This window comes from Acinetobacter sp. CIP 102637 (assembly GCF_000368425.1).
GTDB lineage: Bacteria > Pseudomonadota > Gammaproteobacteria > Pseudomonadales > Moraxellaceae > Acinetobacter > Acinetobacter parvus.
Genome location: NZ_KB849435.1, coordinates 124220 through 144523, shown reverse-complemented (window position 1 = coordinate 144523; position 20304 = coordinate 124220). Strand labels below are relative to the sequence as shown.

The window sequence follows — 20304 nt, the reverse complement described above, 5'->3', positions numbered from 1 at the left end:
AGTTTTAACGTAAAGGTTTGGTGGGCGCTGACGGGATCGAACCGCCGACATTCTGCTTGTAAGGCAGACGCTCTACCAACTGAGCTAAGCGCCCTTAACGTCTTCATCGTTTGTGAGGTGCATTATAGAGAATCTTCACAGCCTGTCAAACGCTTTTCATGCTCTTTTCGGAAAAAACCGTGTGAATGATTAAAAAATAGGTCATTCTTGATAAAACACAGGATTTTCGTATTTTATTTAGGCACTTATTTACAATCTGGCTGCTTATTTTCCAATGTCTGTTCTGAAATATAGACCAGTGCATGTTCAGGAACAAGCCCGAAAAGCTCGATAATTTCATCATTCTTCATTCGGATACAGCCATGAGACATCGGAATGCCCATCGGTTCCGTATCAGGTGTCCCATGGATGTAGATATATCGTTTAAAGGTATCACAACCCTCCCCCTGATTAAAACCAGCCTCCAAACCATCCAGCCATAAAATTCGCGATAAAATCCAGTCCCTTTGTGGAAACTGTTGTGCAAGCTGTTGATTGTAAATTTCGCCTGTGGGCTGGCGCGCAATAAAGACTGAATATTTTGCAGCGTCATGACCGATCTTTTGGGCAACACGATGCCAGCCTCTTGGGGTTTTACCACTGTTTTCCTGTTCACCAATTCCATTCTTGCCAGAGGAAATCAGATAAAACTTGTTATGTTTCGGCAATCGTAAAGTTTGTTGTGCCAAATCAATCAATATGTCTGCCTGTTCCAATGTATAGGACATTTTCTATCTCTAAATATTTCGGTCTTGCTGATTTATTTGAACATAAAAATGCTGTGCTTTCTGTAATTTTGATTTTTAGAACTGATAGGAGGCTGACCCAATGATTTAGGAAAATGGTGTTCTTTTTGAATCTGCTTTATATACACAAGATATATTCTGCAAAAGCTTCGCTTTTTTAACTTGCCACTCGCAGCATAACTGCTCGCCTTGCACTCGTGCAAAGCGCTGCTTGGCTTACCCCGCCACTCAAGCGTAGCTCTCGTCTTGCGCAGCTAAAAAGCTTCGCTTTTTTTAACGCTGCTCAGGTTCAGGACGTAGCCACAACCAGATCGCCACAATCAACATGGTAACATCAGTAAATATCTTGACCCAGAACGGCGCATTGGTAAACAGCATTAAAATCCCACTGAACAGCATCATGATAGTGGCAATCCACTTGGCCTTGCGTGGTACAGTCCCATTTTCACGCCAGTTACGCAGTGTGGGACCATATTTGGGATGGTTCAGTAACCATGCATCCATTTGCGGCCAGCCTTTTGATGCCGCCCATGCTGCCAGAATCAGGAAAACTGTTGTTGGCATACCAGGTAGAATTGCTCCAATAATTCCCAATGTGATAAAAATCACCACCAAGCTACGCCAGAACAATGTTTTCATTTAGCAATTAACCGACACGTCACTACAACCGTGCTAGTATAAAGTGTTTTTATTGTTGTTTATCAAACTGAACTTATTATTTCTCGATGATGGGTGACTATGCCTGAGAAGATTGATTCACCCAGCTTTTTTGAACCGTGGTTACAGTTTAAGCAGCCTATTGTTCGGCAGTTGGCCTTTTGCATTGCCAGTCCCAATATCCTGACCAAAATACCCGATGATTTAAAAATTGAAAATTATTTTGAACTTCATTCCAATACCGTTTGGCAAGAGCACTATCAAGCTTACGAGGTGCGGTTGCAACAGTTGGATCAGCAACCTCAACCCTTAATTGAATTTATGGCACGCCTGAAAAGTACCCGTTTAGGTTTGCGTTTTGAATATCTGCTCTGGTTCTGGCTAGAGGATGATAATTATCACCCCTACCAGTTATTAGGCCACAGTATCCAGAAAATTGCGGGGGCAGTCACCCTGGGTGAGCTTGATTTCCTGTTACTCAACAAACAGACTCAGGAAATCGAGCATTGGGAAGTCGCATTGAAATATTATTTGGGCGAGAACGAACTCAATTTATCTGAATGGTTCGGCCTAAATCGGCAAGACACACTACAGCGAAAATTACGGCACTTTACCCAACGCCAGTTTCAGTTTTCCGAGACCAGCCAGTACACAATTCAGCGTAAATTTGCAGTCATGAAAGGACAACTGTATTTACCAAAATATCATTACGCATCATCTATTCCAGAATGGATCAACACATCCAGACGTTTAGGTCAATGGGGAACGATAATCCCTGTACTACCCTACTATCGCCTACAACGGCATGAATGGCTTTGCCCTGATCAGCATCCATCTTCACAAACTGCCGAATGGTGGACCAATGGACTTTATCACAATGCAGACACTGAACCCATGTTTTATATGTTTCGTCAACCCGCCCTGTTATTTAGCTCAACCGCAAGTAAATAACATTTTATAACAGATCTACAATCAAACCATCATATTCATTTTCCATTTATTTTTTTAGCCTCTAATGACATCATAATTAAATTCAGATGGAGAAGATGATGAAAAAAATTTTAGTTGCTTCTATCATGGCCGCTTTTGTATTAACTGGTTGTAATACCTTTAAGGGCTTTGGCAAAGATGTTTCCAAAGCAGGTGACAAAGTAACTCAAACTGCTGAAAGAACACAGAATAAAATGTAGCCCCATAGAACAACGTTCACAAAACCTTATCTACAACCTAGATAAGGTTTATTTTTGCATACCTTTCTCAGCAATATTCCCCTATTATATCGGTTCAGATTTCACCAGATTTAGCACCATCTCGCATGAACCATTCCGATACACTTGAACTCAGTTTACAACTCCTACGCCAACCCTCAGTCACGCCTATTGATCATGACTGCCAGAACATCATGGCTGAACGATTGGCCAAGGTGGGTTTTAAGATCGAAAACATGCGTTTTGAAGATGTTGATAATTTATGGGCCCGTCGTGGTACAGAAAGCCCTGTGTTCTGTTTTGCGGGGCATACTGATGTTGTTCCGACTGGACAATTGGATGCATGGAATTCAGACCCGTTTTTGCCTAGCATCCGTGATGGTAAATTATATGGCCGTGGTTCTGCCGACATGAAGACCGCTCTGGCCGCAATGGTGGTCGCCTCGGAGCGTTTTGTCACCAAGCATCCTAACCATAAGGGTTCGATTGCCTTTTTGATTACTTCCGATGAGGAAGGTCCATCCATCAATGGCACGGTTAAAGTTGTTGAAACCCTGGAAGAACGTAATGAGAAAATGACATGGTGTCTGGTTGGCGAGCCTTCAAGTACCCATCAACTTGGTGATATTGTTAAAAATGGCCGCCGTGGCTCTTTAAATGGGGTATTGACCGTACAAGGCAAGCAAGGCCATGTCGCCTACCCTCATCTTGCACAGAATCCAATTCATTTGGCAACCAAAGCACTGGATGAGCTATGTGCCATCACATGGGACAATGGTAACGAATATTTCCCCGCAACCTCATTCCAGATTTCCAATATCCATGCGGGAACAGGTGCAACCAATGTCATTCCAGGCACACTGGAGGTGACCTTTAATTTCCGTTACTCCACTGAAGTAACGGCCGAAATTCTCAAACAACGCGTCATTGAAACACTGGATAAACATCAACTGAATTACAGCATTGACTGGACATTGTCAGGTTTACCATTCCTCACCCCAGTGGGCGAATTGGTGAATGCGGCAAGAACAGCGATTAAAAACGTGACAGGCGTTGAAACTGAACTTTCAACCAGTGGTGGTACCTCTGATGGACGCTTCATTGCACCTACAGGCGCCCAGGTTCTGGAACTTGGGGTGTTAAATGCCACCATCCACCAAATCAATGAGCATGTAAATGTTGATGATCTGGAGCCTCTGGCTGAAATTTATCAACAAATTCTGGAAGAGCTTTTGACTTAATAAATTTTATAGTCATAAAAAAAGGAACTCTGATGAGTTCCTTTTTTATTAGAGACCAAGCTGGGTCTGGATATTTTGCAAATGGGGAACAAAAAATTGCTTTTCGCCCATCTTCACATACTTAAAGACCTTATTGTCATCCACGTCTCGCTCTTCATCTACAATTTCCGAAATACGTACACGGATGGATTCAGGCATTTCATTACAGACCAAGGCAAACCGCTCGGAGACATCATCACCCTCAATAACCAAGGCCACGCCCTGCTTCTCGTTCGGGTCATTCACCGCATAAACGGGAAGCTTTAGGTCATGCCATTCGATGTGGTCAACGTTGGTTTGGGTATCCATTGCTGACAACACGATATTTTGTGGCAACAGCATGGGAACCTTTTGATGGCACTGAATAATATAGGCATCAATGAATCCTGTTGATACCGTAATTAAGTGTTGTAACTCTTGCTGGTCAATTTGCCCCAATGCCGAGTTTGCGCCTTTTTTAACCATTATTCATTACCCCTTAGCGCACTGTAAGTAAACTTTCAATATTTTCCAGAAGCGTTTCTTCCTGGAATGGTTTACCCATATATTGATTTACCCCCAGTGACAATGCACGTTCACGGTGCTTCTCGCCTGTACGTGATGTAATCATGATGATTGGTAAATCACGATGGATTTCATGGTGTCGAACAAGGTTGGTTACTTCGAAACCATCCATTCGCGGCATCTCAATATCAAGCAGCATCAAGTCTGGCTTGATCGTTTCAAGCTGCTCAATTGCATCGACACCATCTTTGGCCGTCACCACATCATAGCCCTGACGCTCTAACAGACGGGATGTTACTTTACGTACTGTCACTGAGTCATCCACAATCATGATCAGGCGGCGCTCATCATAACGCTGTTTGGTATAGGTCTCATCCACCTGCTTGCTACGCGCTGTTGACTGTGCCTGACGGGCAATATTCTGGCCATCCAGAATCAGACAGACCTGACCATCACCGAGGATGGTGGCGCCCGCGATCACACCAATACTTGAGAATTGCTGGCCAATTGGTTTTACCACGATCTGGCCACGTGAACCAATTAACTGGTCTACCAGTAATGCGGTAGTTTGTCCTTGGGCACCCTTAATCAGGAGCACAGGTAAAGAGTGAACCACACCGTTTAAACGTGGAATTGGCTGTCCCGCAACAAACTCGGACAGATAGCGCATGCGATAACGTTCCTGGTCAATCTTGAAGTAGTCTTCCTGACTATCAAAGTATTGTTCCAATGCCATTGGCGAGATACGCACAATACGGTCAATCTGTGCAAGTGGGAATGCGAATTGCTGGTCACCTGCTTTCACCATCAAGGCGTCACTTACCGCCACGGTTGTTGGTACGCGGATGGTAAAGGTGGTTCCCTTGCCCAGAACGGAGCTGACACTCACGTGACCACCCAAGGCCTTGATATCGCTCTGTACAACGTCCAGACCGACACCACGGCCAGAGATCTGGGTCACCTGTGCAGCGGTACTGAAACCAGGATGGAAGATAAACTGTAAAACTTCTTCCTGATCAAGTTTTTGATCCGTGGTCATCAAACCTGTCTGAATCGCCTTGTCCTTGATTCGGTTGACATCAATCCCTTTACCATCATCACTGAATGTGACCACGATATCGGTACCCTGACGGCCAATGTCCAGAACAATATGCCCTGTTTCTGGTTTTTTAGCCTGTAAACGCTGCTCACGGTCTTCAATACCGTGGTCAATCGCGTTACGCAGCATGTGTTCAAATGGTGCAACCAGCCTTTCAAGAATACTGCGGTCCAATTCACCTTCGGTATTGTTCACCACCAATTCAGTTGGACGGTTCAGGGTGGAAGCCGTTTGGCGAACAATACGTTGTAAACGTGGTAACAAGCGTGAGAATGGCACCAGACGGGTACGCATCAGGCTTTCCTGAATTTCTGCCTGAATACGCGACTGCTGCAACAGTAGACCTTCAGTATCACGAATCTTCTCAGAAAGTGTGGTTTTAAAGTCAACCAAGTCCGAAGCGGATTCTGCAAGCGATTTTGACAACTGGTTCAACGATGAGTACTGGTCCATCTCCAATGGGTCAAAATCGGCATAACGGGAATTTTCTCCGCCATGTCGTGCAATGATCTGACTTTCCAGCTCACCTTCCATTCGACGTAGCTGATCAGCCAGACGTTTGATTGCAAGTTCCATTTCCGTCAACGTACCACCCAGCTGGCCCAGGTCCATTTCGATACGTGAACGGTTGATCGCATTTTCCCCTGACAAGTCAATCATCTTCTCGATAACGTCAGCAGAAACACGAATCATTTCATTGTTCTGTTCAATACGCTCTGTGGTTTCCCACTCACCCAACATTGATGGTGGTTCAGTACCATCACCCTGAACAAACTCCATGGTATATTCAGGCGTGAAGATGTCTGTTGCAGAGAATTTTTGAGGAAGCTGCGCCGCAACATCCACAAATTCCATCTTCTCCAGACTTTGTTTTAAACCATCAAAGTTGGCATATTGACGCTTAAAGATCGCATCATTGAGCCATGCCAGCGCAGTATTAAGCAGATTGTCATAAACGTTTGAGCTGAAATGATGCACACCAAACTGTTCAAAGGCGTTTTCCAGATGGTAGGCAATGATTGCAATCGCATCCATTTCCACCATGCGTGCGCCACCTTTCAAGCTGTGGGCATTACGCTGGAGCTGTAACAGCAAACTACGGTTACCGCGCTGGTCAAACCACTGTTTCAACAAGCCCTGAGCCTGTTCAAGCAGTTCTTCAGCTTCCTCAAGGAATGTCTGTTCCACTAGTGAACGAACATCATCTTCGAGAGAGTGTTCAGAATTTTCCACAGTTTGAAGAGAGGAGGTATCTTCAACGTGTTCTTCTATATCATTGCCACTCAGCTCATCTGCTGCAAGACTTGGTTCTTCAGAAACTTCTTCTTCAACAAGTTGCAACACTTCCAGTCCACTGCTCTCATCTTGATCAGAAAGTGCGGTGATTTCAGTTGCAGGCTCGCTTACAACCAGATCAGCCGAGTGATCCGCTTGTTGAAGTAGCTGTACCACATGCGTTGATGGATAATCGATTTGCTGGTCGCGAATGGTTTGAATACGATCCGCAATATCATCCTGTACCAGACGAATCAAGGCAATCAGCTGTGGTGTTACCTGAATCTGCTGGTTAATCAGCTTCTCGTAAATTGTTTCCAGCTCATGTGCAATCAGGCCGATATGACGCGCCTGAATCATATTTGAACCACCTTTTAGGGTGTGCAAATAACGCATCAGGTTTTTCAGGGCATCCACATTCTGATAGTCTGCTGCCCAAGTACTGAGGTCAGCATCAATTCCCACCAGCAACTCATCTGCCTCTTCAAGGAAGATATCCAACAGGTCAGGATCAAAGTCACTGTTTGATTCGGCTGACTGCAATTGCTTCTTATCGAGTCCAAGCTGGGCTGCCAATACCGTAACATCAACTGCGGTATGTGGAGATTCTGTCTGAACAGAAAGGTTAGAAACAGCTGTCTCTTCTTCCACACCAACTGAATCAATCTCTTCATCTGTCTCTTCAAGCTGTTTAACCGCCACAGGTTTGGCTTCGAATGTACCCGTCATCTGATCAAGGTTTGCCAGAACCTGCAAGACATGAGCCGATGGGTAGTCAACCTGCTGGTCGCGAATGGTTTGAATACGATCTGCAATATCATCCTGAACTGAACGAATCACGGTGATAAGCTGTGGTGTTGCCTGTATCTGCTGGTTAATCAGCTTCTCATAAATTGTTTCCAGCTCATGCGCAATCAGGCCGATATGACGCGCCTGAATCATATTTGAACCACCTTTTAGGGTGTGCAAATAACGCATCAGGTTTTTCAGCGCACCTACATTTTTATGGTCAGCAGTCCATGTATTGAGATCCGTATCAATCCCCACCAGTAACTCATCTGCCTCTTCAAGGAAGATGTCCAATAAGTCAGGATCGAAGTCACTATTTGCCTCATCTGACTGTAACTGTTGCTTGTCCAGCGCAAACTGTGCTGACAAGTCTGTAATATCAAGAACAGACGCAGAATCTTGGACTGTTTCAGGTACAGTATCCATAACATCTGTGGATGTTTGTTCCAAGAAGTCAATATTCTGCTGGGTAAATAAACTTAATTCATTCAGGACACTTTCATGTGTCTTGGTTAAGGTGACACGCTGTCCAGCAGCCAAGGTATCAAACAACTGAATAAACTGTTGATGCACCTGATGATACAGCTCAAACGCATAATCAAGATTCAACAGACTCGGTTTAAAAATCAGGTCCTGATAGCTTGAACGCAATAGGCTGGTATATTGATACATCCCAATCGTGGCATGATGATGCGTATGCTGTAACAGAATTTCCGCCTGATGACTTAACAGCTGGATATATTGAGGAAATTCATTTCGGGCACGTTTTTCAAAATCAAATTCCACATCCAGTAAATCATTAATATTTAATTCTAGTAATTCAGAAACCAGACCCTGTGGTCGTATTGCCTCACCATGTTTTTCTTCTAGCTGGAAGTCATAGCTATCCCATGCCACATTGAATGTGTCATAAATCTCATCCAGTTTCTGTTTCGCGCCCTGCTGCCTTAAGGTATGCAGGTAATCGCGGACAAACTGGGCGTAATGGGTGAGCAATGCGGTTTCATCAGAACTGGAATCCAGTTCATCCTGCAACAAGGTCTTAAACAGGTTTTCAACTTTAGCACTTGCTTCAAATACCTGATCCACATGCGCCATTGAGGAACTACCACGAAGGGTATGTAAAGCCCTGATCAAGGTATTGTAGTGATCATTATTTGGACGTTCGTTCAACAGGAACTGATCAATGGCCCTAAGATGATCTTCTGACTCCTCCAGGAAGATGGCCAAGGTTTCCTTGGCAAGCACTTCATCCTGCTCAGTTTCAATAGTCGCCAAGACAGGCTCAATATCCTGTTGCACCTGATCAGCCGCAATTGTGTCATCAATGGCATCCTCAACACCATCAATCAGCTCAAGACCCGTCTGAACATCATCATGTGTTAAAGTGTTTGCAAGGTTTAATAGCTCATAAAGTGCAGGCTCTGGGCTTTGCTGTTGTTGTAATTGTTGCCCCAATAAAACCAGTGGTTTTAGATCAATCAAATGTTTTTGAACCACTTTAAAATCATGTACAAGCTTAAAACGGTAAATATTGAAAACCGTCTGAACATAGCGTTGAATTTCCGTGTTCAGGGAAACCGTTCCTGAAATAACACGGTTTAAAGTGTCTTCAACCGTCCAGGCCAACTCACCAGAGGACTTCGCACCCACCATTCTTCCTGAACCCTTGAGGGTATGGAAGTGGCGGCGCACATCTGTAAGTACATCCTGTTGATGAGGTTGTTCCATCCATTTAACCAACAAAGGTTCTAATTCAGCAAAGATTTCATCCAATTCTTCAATAAAAATCTCAAGAATCTCGGCATCTTGTTCAAGATAGCTATCTTCAGGAAGCGTCATCGTTTCAACTAACGTTTTTAATATTTGTTTCATAGCTGCTTCTTTCGTTTTTATCCACCAGTTGTGGGTAAAAATTACGTGTATCTATCACACAAGATGTCGTTGCATTCCACCACCACCTTGTTGAGATATTCTACATCTCTAAATAGGAAAGACAGCGCCCCACTCTGTCTTTCCTATGCTGCTTACTCAGGTAACTTAAAGTCAGTTACTGATTCACGTAATGATTCAGCCATGTTCGCCAGTTCAGAAACCGAACGTGCTGTATCAAACGTTGCTGTGGTGGTTTGTGAGGTAATTTCCTGTACAACATTCATCGTGGTTGCAATATGACTTGCTGATGCAGACTGAAGTTTCGCTGCATCAGAAATGCTCGCAATCAGTTTTGCCAGGTCACCTGATACCGTTTGAATCTCATCCAGTGCAATACCCGCATCCTTTGCCAGATTGGCACCACGCACAACCTCGGAAGTCGTTTGTTCCATTGAAATAACGGCTTCGTTGGTATCGGTTTGAATGGTTTTTACCAGCCCTTCAATCTGTTTGGTTGCTGACGCTGAACGTTCCGCTAGACGCTGTACCTCATCGGCTACAACCGCGAAACCACGGCCCGCTTCACCAGCCATAGATGCCTGAATTGCAGCGTTTAAAGCCAGAATGTTCGTCTGGTCGGCAATATCGTTGATCAGGGAAACGATGTTACCAATTTCCTGAGAAGACTCACCCAAACGTTTAATACGTTTTGATGTTTCCTGAATCTGCTCACGAATGTGGTCCATCCCCTCAATCGAACGGTTTACAACTTCCGCACCATTTGATGCAATTTGTACAGAACGCTGCGCCACCTCAGCAGACTCAGATGCGTTTGCAGATACCTGATCAATGGACAATGCCATTTCATTCATCGCCGCTGACGCACCTGCAATTTCTTGCGCCTGATGTTCAGATGCTTCTGCCAACTGGTTAGTAATATCCTGGGTCTTCTGGGTATAGCGTGCAACCTCCTGTGAAGTATCCGTGATTCGGGATACAAGGTCACGCAACTGGTCAATCGCGAAGTTAATCGAATCCGCAATTGCGCCTGTGAAGTCTTCCGATACCGTTGCATAAGAACGCAAGTCACCGTCCGCCAAATCGGCGATTTCATCCAGTAAACGTAAAATCGCGTTTTGGTTACGGTCATATTCATCTTGCAGACGCGTTACACGCTCTTTATCCGTATTACTACGTAGAGCAAGTAATTGCAGTGCAGAGAACACCAGTAAGCCCAATGCGGCAATTAACACGATACCTGCAATAACATTACCCCAGCCACTCTCAGCTTTTTTCGACAAGTCATTCAATGAAGTCAATAAGGCATCAGATTGAGAGAAGATTTGTGAAGATGCCTGACGTACACGAACAATCTGGTTCGCGTTTTGTAGAACCGTTGCCGCCGCTGATTTCAAGACAGCGTCATAGTCAGACTTAATACTTTCTAGAGACTCACGTAGATCTGGTGAGGTGATACGGTCAACGCCCAGCTCAGAGCTACCATTGAGCTGTGCATTGAGGTAAACACCAAAGGTATCAATATCCGCCCCAAAGTCATTCGCAGAAACATTCGAATTATCTGTACCCACCAATACCGAGTTGATTGAGCGTAAAATACGCTCTGCGATGAACACCTGGTTTTTCGCGATAATTACTTGGCTACTTGGCATGTTTTCACGAACCATCTGGTCAACCATCAGGTTATATTCAGCCTGAATTTCAGGAATGGTTTCACTGATCGAGATGTTAGTGTCATAAAGCTGGTTAATGATTTTTTGTTGAGATGCGATTAGATCAATGTTCTTGGAAACATTCTCCCAAAGCTCGTTAACCTTTTTATACTCATCAGAACCTTTACCATAGACACTTTCAACGGTTTCAAGGTTTTCAGCAAACTGCTTCTTCGACTCAACCAGACTTTTCATCGCTTCTGGTGTACCAGATGCGGTTGCTTCCGTTGCCTGACGCGAGATCATTTGCGACAACAGACGCAATTCACCCAGACTACGAGTCAATTGGTTGGAACGTGGTACGCTCACAAATAGGTAAATTAAGAGGATGACTGCAAGGGCCAAAGCAATTAAAGCACGATAGATAATCGGTTTGGATTTTTCTGTTTCACCGAACAAACGGGAAAATTGATCCAGTTGCGTTCGGATATTCTCCAGAAACGCTCCGCCTTTCTTCAAACCAGCGCTATCGCCACCATTTTTCTTTTTGAGTTTAAAGCCCATATCAGCTTCTCCCCTGAATACGCGTTTATCTTCCGTAGCGTACAAATTAGTTTATAAATTTTATTGATGCATTCATGTATTGAGGATTTTTCAACAACCGACTCAGTAAAAACACATGCCACTGCTGATTATGCTGGTGAAAGTAACCCTGACAGTAGTCTTTTAACTTACTGTCGAGTTCAGCATTTTGAGAAAAGAAACTTTTCTTGTTAAAGTGCTGAATCCCCAGAACCTGGTCAACAACCAGTCCTACATAATGATCTTGATGGCTAATACATATCACTTTTTGTGTTGGTGAAAACTGACTCCGTTGTCCTGAAATAAACTGACTTAAATCAGAAACTGAAAGCAATCGCCCACGAATATTTGCCAAGCCACGTACCCATGCCTGAGTATTTGGAACAGGAGTATATTTCGGTGGATAGATCACCTCCGAAATTTCCCCCAATGGTGCAACAAAATATTGCCCTAACATCTCAAAAGCGATACCAGACCATCGGCTGACTTCATTCTGAGTTGAAGCATATTGTTTATTGCCCCGCTTGGATAAGCGAAGCAATTCGATAAATCCATTTGCTGCCATACCCTATCCCGTATTGAGTAATGAAAAGGCTCGTATTGGTTAACTTAAAAGTTGTTTAATCACATCGATAAGTTGCTGTTCATCAATCGGCTTGGTCAAATAGTCGCAAGCCCCCTGACGTTTACCCCATACGCGGTCTGTCGCCTGGTCTTTCGTACTTACGATCACAACAGGGATATGCTGTGTGTCTTTACCCTTGCTAATCTGGCGTGTTGCCTGAAATCCATTCATTCCAGGCATCACCACATCCATAAGGACCAAATCTGGCAACTCTGCCTGCGCCATGGTAACACCATCCGCCCCATTGGTCGCTTCTAAAACTTCATAACCGTGCTTAGTTAAAATTTCTCTAAAACGAAATGTTTCAGTAGGTGAATCATCTACTATAAGAATACGAGCCATTTTTTCCTCAATCTAATTTTATGCGCTAACGTGGTTACGAATCGCAGTTAACAGCTCATCTTTACTGAATGGCTTAGTTAAATATTCATCCGACCCCACAACACGCCCTTTAGCCTGATCAAACAAACCGTCTTTGCTTGACAACATAATCACTGGAATATTTTGGTAGTTTAAAGAGTTCTTAATCAATGCACAGGTCTGATAACCATCCAGGCGTGGCATCATGATATCAACGAAAATGATATCTGGATTTGCTTCCGCAATTTTTGATAATGCTTCAAAACCATCTACCGCCGTAATGACCTCACAGCCTTCACGTTGCAACAAAGTCTCCGCTGTACGGCGAATCGTTTTTGAATCGTCAATCACCATTACTTTCAAATTTTGAAATTTATCTTCCATATAATTGTCCTGCCCCATCACTCAATACAAATTATGTTTGGTTTAATTTGTTTTATACAGATTATTTGATATTTTTAACATATCTTTACTTGCATTATCAACGAAGTTTTTTTAACCAACTTATCAGTTTTCCTTAACAATAACAAATAGCGCACACTTTTGAACAAATTCCTAAATTTTTTGTATACTAACTATTTTTAATTGTATAAATAGCTACTAATATACAAGTGATTATTATTTAAGAATAAGTGATTTAATTAACTTTTTACGGGGAATGTAATGACTGGTTCGTTAAAGTGCGGTTTCCGCATTGGTCACTTTACAACGATAACTCGTAATTGCATTTGTACATTGGTTTTAATGTTTCTTTTTTATGGCTCAAGTTTTGCGGCCACAGAGCAACCTCGGGCAGTCTGGTATCGCTACTATGACAAGAATGGCATTGCCAATGTAAGCAGCTCAGTCACTCCAGAACATATCCGTTATGGCTATGAGGCGCTTGACCGCAACATGCAGGTGATCAAGCGTAACCAGCCCTATAATGCCACTCAGGATATTCAGCAGTCCACACGCCGCGAATCATTGGCACGTCAGCGCGAACAGGACTTAAAACTTAAACGCGCTTATGGCAACAGCAAGATCGCGACTGCAAAAAGGGACCTGATTCTGGCCAACCTAAAGAAACAGTTGAATTATCAACAACAGCAATTGCAACAACTGCAACAGGACAAGATCAGCTTTAAACGTCAGGAAATGGAATATTACCGTAAAGGTGAACCCCTCCCCCCCCAGCTCAAAAACAATTTAGAAAATAACATTAAGAATATTGAGCGCGTGAAAAAAACGGTGGAAAGCTTAAGGAATGCCTACAGCAGAACAGAGATAGAATATGCTGACATTATTAATCGCCTTAGTAAATTTGAACAGAATAACCCCTCCAATATCCCATAACCCCCCTATTCAACACTTTTTATTTTCAGATCCTTAATTTTCTTTTTATCATCCTGATCGAATTGCCTCACTTTACTTTTCCCGAAATTCCATGATTCATGGCATAATGCCAAAACTTACAAGTGGAGAGATCTTTTCCGCCACTGTTGCAGCTTTTTCCAATCACACTTAACTTTAGGATTGTTTCCATGCGCGCAAGCCGCTTTTTATTTGCAACGTTAAGAGAAACCCCAAATGATGCTGAAGTCATTTCACACCAGCTCATGTTACGTGCGGGGATGATTCGTAAACTCGCTTCTGGCTTATACTCTTGGTTGCCCATGGGAACGCGTGTTTTAAAGAAAGTGGATGCTATTGTCCGTGAGGAAATGAATCGTTCGGGCGCTTTAGAAGTGTTTATGCCAGTGACCCAGCCTGCGGCGTTGTGGGAGGAGTCTGGACGCTTTGAACAGTATGGCCCAGAACTGTTACGCTTTAAAGATCGTCATGACAATCCTTTTGTACTGGGTCCAACGCACGAAGAAGTCATTACCGATTTGGCACGCAATGAGCTAAAAAGCTATAAGCAGTTGCCTGTCAATTTTTATCAGATTCAAACCAAGTTCCGTGATGAAATTCGCCCACGTTTTGGTGTGATGCGTTCCCGTGAATTCATCATGAAAGATGCTTATTCATTCCATGCAGATCAAGCTTCATTACAACAAACCTATGACGTGATGTACGACACTTACTGCCGTATCTTTACTCGTCTTGGTCTGGATTTCCGCCCTGTTGAAGCGGATACAGGATCAATTGGCGGTTCAAGTTCGCATGAATTTCATGTACTGGCTTCAAGCGGTGAAGATGATGTGATCTTCTCAACTGAGTCTGACTATGCAGCGAACATGGAAAAAGCCGAAGCCATTCTGGTCGGCGAACGTGCGGCACCAGCTCAAGCACTGGCGATTGTTGACACACCAAACCAGAAAACCATTGCAGAGGTTTGCCAGTTCCTGAACGCTGATGCCAAACAATCGGTTAAGGCTTTACTGGTTCAGGGTCAGGTTGATGAACATGGCAACACTCCTGTGATTGCCCTATTTTTGAGAGGCGATCATGAACTGAATGAAATTAAGGCTGAGAAGCATCCACTCATTGCTGCTCCACTTAGCTTTGCCACTGAAGAGCAAATCAGTGCACTGGGATTGAAGACTGGTTTTATTGGTCCTCAAGGTTTACTGAAAAAAGGTTTAACCGTAATTGTGGATCGTGCGGCATCGGTATTGTCTGACTTTATTGCAGGTGCAAATGAAGCTGACAAACATGCCACAGGTGTCAACTGGCAACGTGATGCACAGTTTACTGAAGTCTATGATCTGCGTAATGTGGTTGAGGGTGATCCATCCCCAGATGGTAAAGGTACACTACTCATCAAACGTGGTATTGAAGTGGGTCATATCTTCCAGTTAGGCACCAAATATTCTGAAGCGCTGGGCTGTAAGGTTCTGGGTGAAGATGGCAAGCCATTTACAGTCACCATGGGTTGTTATGGTATTGGTGTGACCCGTGTGGTTGCTGCTGCCATTGAACAGAACTATGATGACAAAGGCATTATCTGGCCACAGGCCATTGCACCTTTTGAAGTTGCAATTGTGCCAATGAATGCACATAAATCACCACGCACTCTGGAAGCTGCCGAGGCACTTTATGCAGAGTTGCAGGCACAGGGTTATGATGTGCTATTCGATGACCGTAATGAACGCCCAGGCGTAAAATTCTCTGATCTTGAACTGATGGGAATTCCTCACCGTATCGTTATCGGTGAGAAAGGTTTGGATGCAGGCACTTTTGAATACAAGGGTCGCCGTGATACGGAAGCCAGCAACCTCAGCAAAGATGAATTGCTTGCAAAATTAGCAGGTTGATAAAACATCATCCTAATAGGAAAGAGCATTTTGATGCTCTTTCCTAAACCAATTGCATTAAGCTTTTTTGACAAACTCAGATTTCAGTTTCATGGCACCAATGCCATCAATCTTACAGTCAATATTATGACCATCACTCGCATCAGTAATCAAACGGATGGTCTTTACTTTCGTACCAACTTTCACTACTGATGAGGAACCTTTAATTTTCAGATCTTTAACCACTATGACACTGTCACCATCCGCCAACACATTACCATTGGCATCTTTAATAATTTCCTGTTGCTCTGATGCCTGCCCCTCACCCTGTTTCCACTCATGTGAACATTCAGGACAGATGAATAATTCTCCATCTTGATAAGTATATTCTGATTGGCATTGTGGGCAATTTGGAAAAGACATAAAAAATCTCAAAAGCATTATTATGCGAGATAGAATGCTTTTTGCAAAATTTTAGTTTTTATTATTTTTCATCACTCCAGAAAATTTATGTCACTAAAACGTTTATCAATCATTCATTTTATTCATCAGGCATTTCAGCTTCCACCAACAAGCCCAATAAATATAAGGATTCCTGCCATCCATTTCGCCAATGCATCTGGAACCAGAAAAGCTTTAAAGATACGCTCTGCTAGGGCCTTGAACACGCGATTTAATTTAACTGTACCTGTCATTTTTATTTTCCATCATTGTTGATCACTATTGTTATATTTGTCATCACCATGAATCAATCGTTGCGATAGCTTTGGTTGCCCATTCTGTCATAAATAAATAAGCAGAATCTAAAGCTGTTTTTTTGTGAAAAATAGCGCAAAATAACTCCCTATATTTTAATGACTAGAACACAGCCTTAGGATGAATCAATGAGTCAGCTTGCTTTTACTGCTTTTAGCTTAAATGGTGTAGATGCACAAAAATTCCTACAAGGTCAGGTGACTGTACATGTTGAGCGTCTGCCAGAGAATGAAAGTCGCTACACCGCTATTTGTGATTTAAAAGGGCGTATTCATTTTGGTGTGTGGATCAAAAGATTAAATCCAGAAAGTTTTGAACTGGTGACAACTCAGGATCAGGCAGAAGAGTTTTCCAGACATATTAAAAAGTTTGGTGCTTTCTCAAAAATGAAACTGGAAGAGGTTGGTCAAGTTTTTCCAAGTTTTATAGGCAACCATACCGAGTTTTCTTCAACAGAAACAGATATAAATGCATGGCAAATACAAGCCATTCAATCTGGACAGGCCTGGATTACCCAAGCAACTGAACATCTGTTCCAGCCCCAGGAACTGCGTCTGCATCAACGAGAGGGTGTGCATTTTGATAAAGGTTGTTATCTAGGACAGGAAATTGTGGCACGCCTATGGTTTAAGGCAAAACCTAAACACTGGTTGCATTTGATTCAAGGGAATGATGCTGTACCCGCTCCTGCAACCCAACTCAGTAAAGATGTAGAAGTCGTTAATAGTATCGCTTTTGAAGATGGTTATTTAGCTTTGGTGATTGCCAAACCGACCGCACTGGAAGAACTTCATCTAACCGTTTTAGATTTACCAGAAGCTTTAAATGGTGACGTGGCGAGGCCTCAATAATTTTTATGCGATAGGATTGCCCAATATTCAAATGGGCGCTATTGTTCCATCATACTCACCAATTTCAATTTGCAATGAAAATAATGATCAAAACTTTATTATCTGCGATTACGTTTAGCTTCATCACTTTATCGACCGCCCATGCAGATATTCAGACACTTGAACAAAATCTCAAGACCAACTACCCAGAACTCTCTATTAGATCAGTGAATCCCTCACCCATGTCAGGGATTTATGAAGTCTTCGCAGGTGGGCGTTTGGTATATACCAATGAAGAGGCAAAATATCTGTTTATTGGTCAACTGGTCGATCCAAAAAACCAAAAAAATCTAACCGAAAAACGTTTAATTGAGTTCAATAAAATTGATGTTAAACAACTGCCATTAGAGCAAGCTATTCGATATGTTAAAGGTGATGTTAAACGTACACTCTATATATTTACAGATCCCGACTGCCCTTATTGTCAGAAACTGGAATAGTATATGACCGCCATTGATAATGTGACTGTCTATTTATTTCCGTTCCCATTAAAAACTCTACATCCTCAGGCAGAAGAAATTGCCAACAAAATCTGGTGTGCTAAAAACCAGTATGAAGCTTGGGAAGATTATATGCTACATCGCAAAGCTCCAAAAAATTCAGGACAATGTTCCACCCCAATTCAAAAGAATTTGATCTTGGGACAAAAACTACAAATTAACGGAACACCCACCCTATTTTTGAAAAATGGTGTCCGTATCGCTGGTATGCCACAAAATGCAGAACAGATTGAACAATTACTAAACTCAGGCAAGCAATCTAAATAAATGAATAAATTAACAGTAGACTGACTATTTCTACATGATGTATTCACATTTTTCTTTATCAGTATTTTGAAATAATTTATATATTTCAAAATACTACAAAGCTAGAATATATTTAGCCATAAATATTGACATACAAAATTTACATTTACATTTTATGCCAAACTCTTAAACTTACTTGGGTCACAACATTGTTTTCTGCCAACAACAAAGGATTGCGGCAGATTTACATGAAAGGAAAGGAAAGATGAAAAAGTTGCTCATTGCCAGCCTAATCATGGTTGCAAGCCATTCGGTATTTGCAGCAGAAAATAAAACCTCAGCAGCTGCAGATGTCTTTGCAAAAGCCACTCAACTTTATGAAGCAAAGAATTATCATGAAGCATTTCAGGAAATGCAGCGGCTAGCAAATACAGGCAATGCCCAGGCAATTTATAATGTGGGTTATATGACCCAAATCGGGCAAGGCACAGTGAAAGATGAAAAAAAAGCTTTGCAATATTATCAAGATGCTTCAAATAAAGGTTTCGGGAAAGCAAGCTTCGTGATTGCCCAAGCCTATCGTCAAGGTAACTTAGGTTTAAGCAAAGACACTCAAAAATTTAAAGAGTACCTCGATAAAGCATCTAAACAAGGGTCCGAAGAAGCTATTGTTGAAATCGCAACTTTATTATTTGCTCAGGGTAAACCTGAGACAGATCAAATTGCAATTCGCCAACTCAGACCATTAATTCAGAAGAATTATTACCCTGCAATGCATATCAGAGCGATATATGATCTTGGACAAGGGGTTAAAAATAAGAATCCTGTTACGCGTCAACAAGCGATTAGATCTATCCAATCACTTGCTGAAAAAGGTTATGCACCGTCTTTAATGGCTTTGGGTAATATGCTCGCAAATGGTGATATTCTTCAGCAAAATCTACCTGAGGCGAAAAAGATTTTTACCGAGCTAGCGAGACAAGGTATCCCTCAAGCTAAAGAATCCTTGGCCAAAGTAGAACAGATTGAAGCTCAACAAAAGCAAGCTAAAGCATCTGGCGCAAAGCCATAAATATTGTAAAAATTCACCAAATACCTATTCTTTCAAGATAAGGTATTTGGTGATTCATATGGTTAGAATTGCTTAGTTACGGAAAAACCCGCACTCCAGTTACGCCCATCTGCTGGTTCATAGAAACGCCCATTACCATCATTTACGATCACTGAACCGATATAATTTTTATTAAACAGGTTATCTACCCGAGAAAAACCATGAATGTTGGTGTTTCAAAGCCTTTGGCATAACTTGCATAGATCAATGCCTGTGGCATGAATTGCCAACTTAAAGCAACGGATGGCAAGATTTCTTCATAAGTTGTTTTACCGCTATTATCACCATTTAGACCAACAATATAATGATCTTTGGATTTGTAATGTACGTTACTGTATCGTATCCCCGTATCTAAACGCATTTTGGGTAGAAATGACCATGGTGCTTGTAGATAAGGATCAATATTCCATAAATTATTTCGCTCATCTCGGCGCAAAGCACCCACAATCCCTTTATCACCCTGATCATTAAAATTTTGGAAACCCTGCCGATCTTCATTCATGGCATCTATAGAAACACCAGCGGTAAATTGGGTTTGAGGAAGTAAATCCTTACCCGTCCATCGGAAATCAGTTCCATAGTAGTCACGTTTAAAATCAATCACCCCACCCACCTGATAAGGTGTATTTGGATTTTTTTGAACTATATCAGGAATAGACTGATATTGAATGACTTGCCGCTGTCCGATATAAGTGATGTGGTTCTAGGATTTTAGACCACGTCTATAAGTGATAATCTACTCCCCAATAAGCATGGGAAATGCTTGTTTTTGGAGTCAACCATGACACGAAGAAAACGTCGTAATCATTCAGCAGAGTTTAAAGTTAAAGTTGCTCTCGCAGCAATTAAAGGCGACCACACACTCGCTGAACTT

16 protein-coding genes, 1 tRNA gene and 3 pseudogenes are annotated in these 20304 nt (G+C 42.5%); 8 read left to right on the top strand and 12 right to left on the bottom strand.

Annotated elements, in window-relative coordinates:
* Nucleotides 1–18: 18 nt before the first annotated feature.
* From F967_RS03865 to F967_RS03855, 3 genes are all read right to left on the bottom strand, one after another.
* Nucleotides 19–94 (bottom strand) — tRNA-Val (locus F967_RS03865).
* Nucleotides 95–245: 151 nt separating this feature from the next.
* Complete coding sequence (gene elsL / locus F967_RS03860; protein WP_004681644.1) at nucleotides 246–767, bottom strand: cell wall-recycling L,D-carboxypeptidase ElsL; 522 nt, start codon at nucleotides 765–767, stop codon at nucleotides 246–248.
* 291 nt (nucleotides 768–1058) lie between these two features.
* Nucleotides 1059–1424, bottom strand: a complete 366-nt coding sequence (locus F967_RS03855) for a YbaN family protein (RefSeq protein WP_004798324.1) — start codon at nucleotides 1422–1424, stop codon at nucleotides 1059–1061.
* A gap of 99 nt (nucleotides 1425–1523) precedes the next feature.
* On the opposite strand from F967_RS03855, the gene F967_RS03850 reads away from it, so the two are divergent.
* The 3 genes from F967_RS03850 (at nucleotide 1524) to dapE (ending at nucleotide 3891) form a co-directional block, all read left to right on the top strand.
* Nucleotides 1524–2393: a DUF1853 family protein gene (locus F967_RS03850; RefSeq protein WP_004798323.1), complete on the top strand. Its 870-nt coding sequence runs from the start codon at nucleotides 1524–1526 to the stop codon at nucleotides 2391–2393.
* 95 nt (nucleotides 2394–2488) lie between these two features.
* A complete protein-coding gene (locus tag F967_RS03845; RefSeq protein WP_171063070.1) occupies nucleotides 2489–2632 on the top strand; it encodes an entericidin A/B family lipoprotein in 144 nt (47 codons plus the stop codon).
* A gap of 125 nt (nucleotides 2633–2757) precedes the next feature.
* Nucleotides 2758–3891 (top strand): succinyl-diaminopimelate desuccinylase, encoded by a 1134-nt coding sequence (gene dapE / locus F967_RS03840; protein ID WP_004798320.1) that lies wholly within the window; start codon nucleotides 2758–2760, stop codon nucleotides 3889–3891.
* 48 nt (nucleotides 3892–3939) lie between these two features.
* Here the strand turns inward: dapE and F967_RS03835 are convergent, their stop codons facing one another.
* From F967_RS03835 to pilG, 6 genes are all read right to left on the bottom strand, one after another.
* Nucleotides 3940–4395: a hypothetical protein gene (locus F967_RS03835; RefSeq protein WP_004678257.1), complete on the bottom strand. Its 456-nt coding sequence runs from the start codon at nucleotides 4393–4395 to the stop codon at nucleotides 3940–3942.
* A gap of 13 nt (nucleotides 4396–4408) precedes the next feature.
* Nucleotides 4409–9472, bottom strand: a complete 5064-nt coding sequence (locus F967_RS03830) for an Hpt domain-containing protein (RefSeq protein ID WP_004798318.1) — start codon at nucleotides 9470–9472, stop codon at nucleotides 4409–4411.
* 152 nt (nucleotides 9473–9624) lie between these two features.
* Complete coding sequence (locus F967_RS03825) at nucleotides 9625–11706, bottom strand: methyl-accepting chemotaxis protein (RefSeq protein WP_004760861.1); 2082 nt, start codon at nucleotides 11704–11706, stop codon at nucleotides 9625–9627.
* Between the two features lie 46 nt (nucleotides 11707–11752).
* On the bottom strand, nucleotides 11753–12289 hold the full coding sequence (locus F967_RS03820) for a chemotaxis protein CheW (protein WP_004681658.1): 537 nt from the start codon (nucleotides 12287–12289) through the stop codon (nucleotides 11753–11755).
* Between the two features lie 39 nt (nucleotides 12290–12328).
* On the bottom strand, nucleotides 12329–12691 hold the full coding sequence (locus F967_RS03815; protein ID WP_004664659.1) for a response regulator: 363 nt from the start codon (nucleotides 12689–12691) through the stop codon (nucleotides 12329–12331).
* 18 nt (nucleotides 12692–12709) lie between these two features.
* A complete protein-coding gene (gene pilG / locus F967_RS03810) occupies nucleotides 12710–13093 on the bottom strand; it encodes a twitching motility response regulator PilG (protein ID WP_004678261.1) in 384 nt (127 codons plus the stop codon).
* Nucleotides 13094–13372: 279 nt separating this feature from the next.
* Here pilG and F967_RS03805 point away from each other — a divergent pair, with 279 nt between their 5' ends.
* Nucleotides 13373–14044, top strand: coding sequence for a hypothetical protein (locus F967_RS03805; RefSeq protein WP_004798315.1), 672 nt, complete (start codon nucleotides 13373–13375; stop codon nucleotides 14042–14044).
* Nucleotides 14045–14232: 188 nt separating this feature from the next.
* Entirely contained in the window at nucleotides 14233–15948 is a 1716-nt protein-coding gene (locus tag F967_RS03800; protein WP_004798313.1) for a proline--tRNA ligase, read from the top strand.
* A gap of 57 nt (nucleotides 15949–16005) precedes the next feature.
* Here F967_RS03800 and F967_RS03795 read toward each other — a convergent pair whose 3' ends face one another.
* Together F967_RS03795 and F967_RS14285 are read right to left on the bottom strand one after the other, a co-directional pair.
* Nucleotides 16006–16350, bottom strand: coding sequence for a zinc ribbon domain-containing protein YjdM (locus F967_RS03795; protein WP_004681663.1), 345 nt, complete (start codon nucleotides 16348–16350; stop codon nucleotides 16006–16008).
* 173 nt (nucleotides 16351–16523) lie between these two features.
* Nucleotides 16524–16622, bottom strand: a pseudogene (locus F967_RS14285) (hypothetical protein); the annotation flags it as partial.
* Between the two features lie 189 nt (nucleotides 16623–16811).
* On the opposite strand from F967_RS14285, the gene F967_RS03790 reads away from it, so the two are divergent.
* The 3 genes and pseudogenes from F967_RS03790 to F967_RS03780 all read left to right on the top strand — a co-directional run bounded on the left by F967_RS03790 (nucleotide 16812) and on the right by F967_RS03780 (nucleotide 19391).
* Nucleotides 16812–17534 (top strand): CAF17-like 4Fe-4S cluster assembly/insertion protein YgfZ, encoded by a 723-nt coding sequence (locus tag F967_RS03790; RefSeq protein WP_004760855.1) that lies wholly within the window; start codon nucleotides 16812–16814, stop codon nucleotides 17532–17534.
* Between the two features lie 83 nt (nucleotides 17535–17617).
* Nucleotides 17618–18340, top strand: a pseudogene (locus tag F967_RS03785) (DsbC family protein).
* 244 nt (nucleotides 18341–18584) lie between these two features.
* Entirely contained in the window at nucleotides 18585–19391 is an 807-nt protein-coding gene (locus F967_RS03780; RefSeq protein WP_004798304.1) for a tetratricopeptide repeat protein, read from the top strand.
* A 202-nt stretch (nucleotides 19392–19593) separates the two neighbouring features.
* Here F967_RS03780 and F967_RS03775 read toward each other — a convergent pair.
* A pseudogene (locus tag F967_RS03775) lies at nucleotides 19594–20127 on the bottom strand (TonB-dependent receptor domain-containing protein); the annotation flags it as partial.
* Between the last annotated feature and the right edge of the window lie 177 nt (nucleotides 20128–20304).

What these genes read in the sequence shown, in the direction of transcription:
- elsL (WP_004681644.1), bottom strand. Translation starts at nt 767, where the DNA reads ATGTCCTATACATTGGAACAGGCAGACATATTGATTGATTTGGCACAA.
- F967_RS03855 (WP_004798324.1), bottom strand. Translation starts at nt 1,424, where the DNA reads ATGAAAACATTGTTCTGGCGTAGCTTGGTGGTGATTTTTATCACATTG.
- F967_RS03850 (WP_004798323.1), top strand. Translation starts at nt 1,524, where the DNA reads ATGCCTGAGAAGATTGATTCACCCAGCTTTTTTGAACCGTGGTTACAG.
- F967_RS03845 (WP_171063070.1), top strand. Translation starts at nt 2,489, where the DNA reads ATGATGAAAAAAATTTTAGTTGCTTCTATCATGGCCGCTTTTGTATTA.
- dapE (WP_004798320.1), top strand. Translation starts at nt 2,758, where the DNA reads ATGAACCATTCCGATACACTTGAACTCAGTTTACAACTCCTACGCCAA.
- F967_RS03835 (WP_004678257.1), bottom strand. Translation starts at nt 4,395, where the DNA reads ATGGTTAAAAAAGGCGCAAACTCGGCATTGGGGCAAATTGACCAGCAA.
- F967_RS03830 (WP_004798318.1), bottom strand. Translation starts at nt 9,472, where the DNA reads ATGAAACAAATATTAAAAACGTTAGTTGAAACGATGACGCTTCCTGAA.
- F967_RS03825 (WP_004760861.1), bottom strand. Translation starts at nt 11,706, where the DNA reads ATGGGCTTTAAACTCAAAAAGAAAAATGGTGGCGATAGCGCTGGTTTG.
- F967_RS03820 (WP_004681658.1), bottom strand. Translation starts at nt 12,289, where the DNA reads ATGGCAGCAAATGGATTTATCGAATTGCTTCGCTTATCCAAGCGGGGC.
- F967_RS03815 (WP_004664659.1), bottom strand. Translation starts at nt 12,691, where the DNA reads ATGGCTCGTATTCTTATAGTAGATGATTCACCTACTGAAACATTTCGT.
- pilG (WP_004678261.1), bottom strand. Translation starts at nt 13,093, where the DNA reads ATGGAAGATAAATTTCAAAATTTGAAAGTAATGGTGATTGACGATTCA.
- F967_RS03805 (WP_004798315.1), top strand. Translation starts at nt 13,373, where the DNA reads ATGACTGGTTCGTTAAAGTGCGGTTTCCGCATTGGTCACTTTACAACG.
- F967_RS03800 (WP_004798313.1), top strand. Translation starts at nt 14,233, where the DNA reads ATGCGCGCAAGCCGCTTTTTATTTGCAACGTTAAGAGAAACCCCAAAT.
- F967_RS03795 (WP_004681663.1), bottom strand. Translation starts at nt 16,350, where the DNA reads ATGTCTTTTCCAAATTGCCCACAATGCCAATCAGAATATACTTATCAA.
- F967_RS03790 (WP_004760855.1), top strand. Translation starts at nt 16,812, where the DNA reads ATGAGTCAGCTTGCTTTTACTGCTTTTAGCTTAAATGGTGTAGATGCA.
- F967_RS03780 (WP_004798304.1), top strand. Translation starts at nt 18,585, where the DNA reads ATGAAAAAGTTGCTCATTGCCAGCCTAATCATGGTTGCAAGCCATTCG.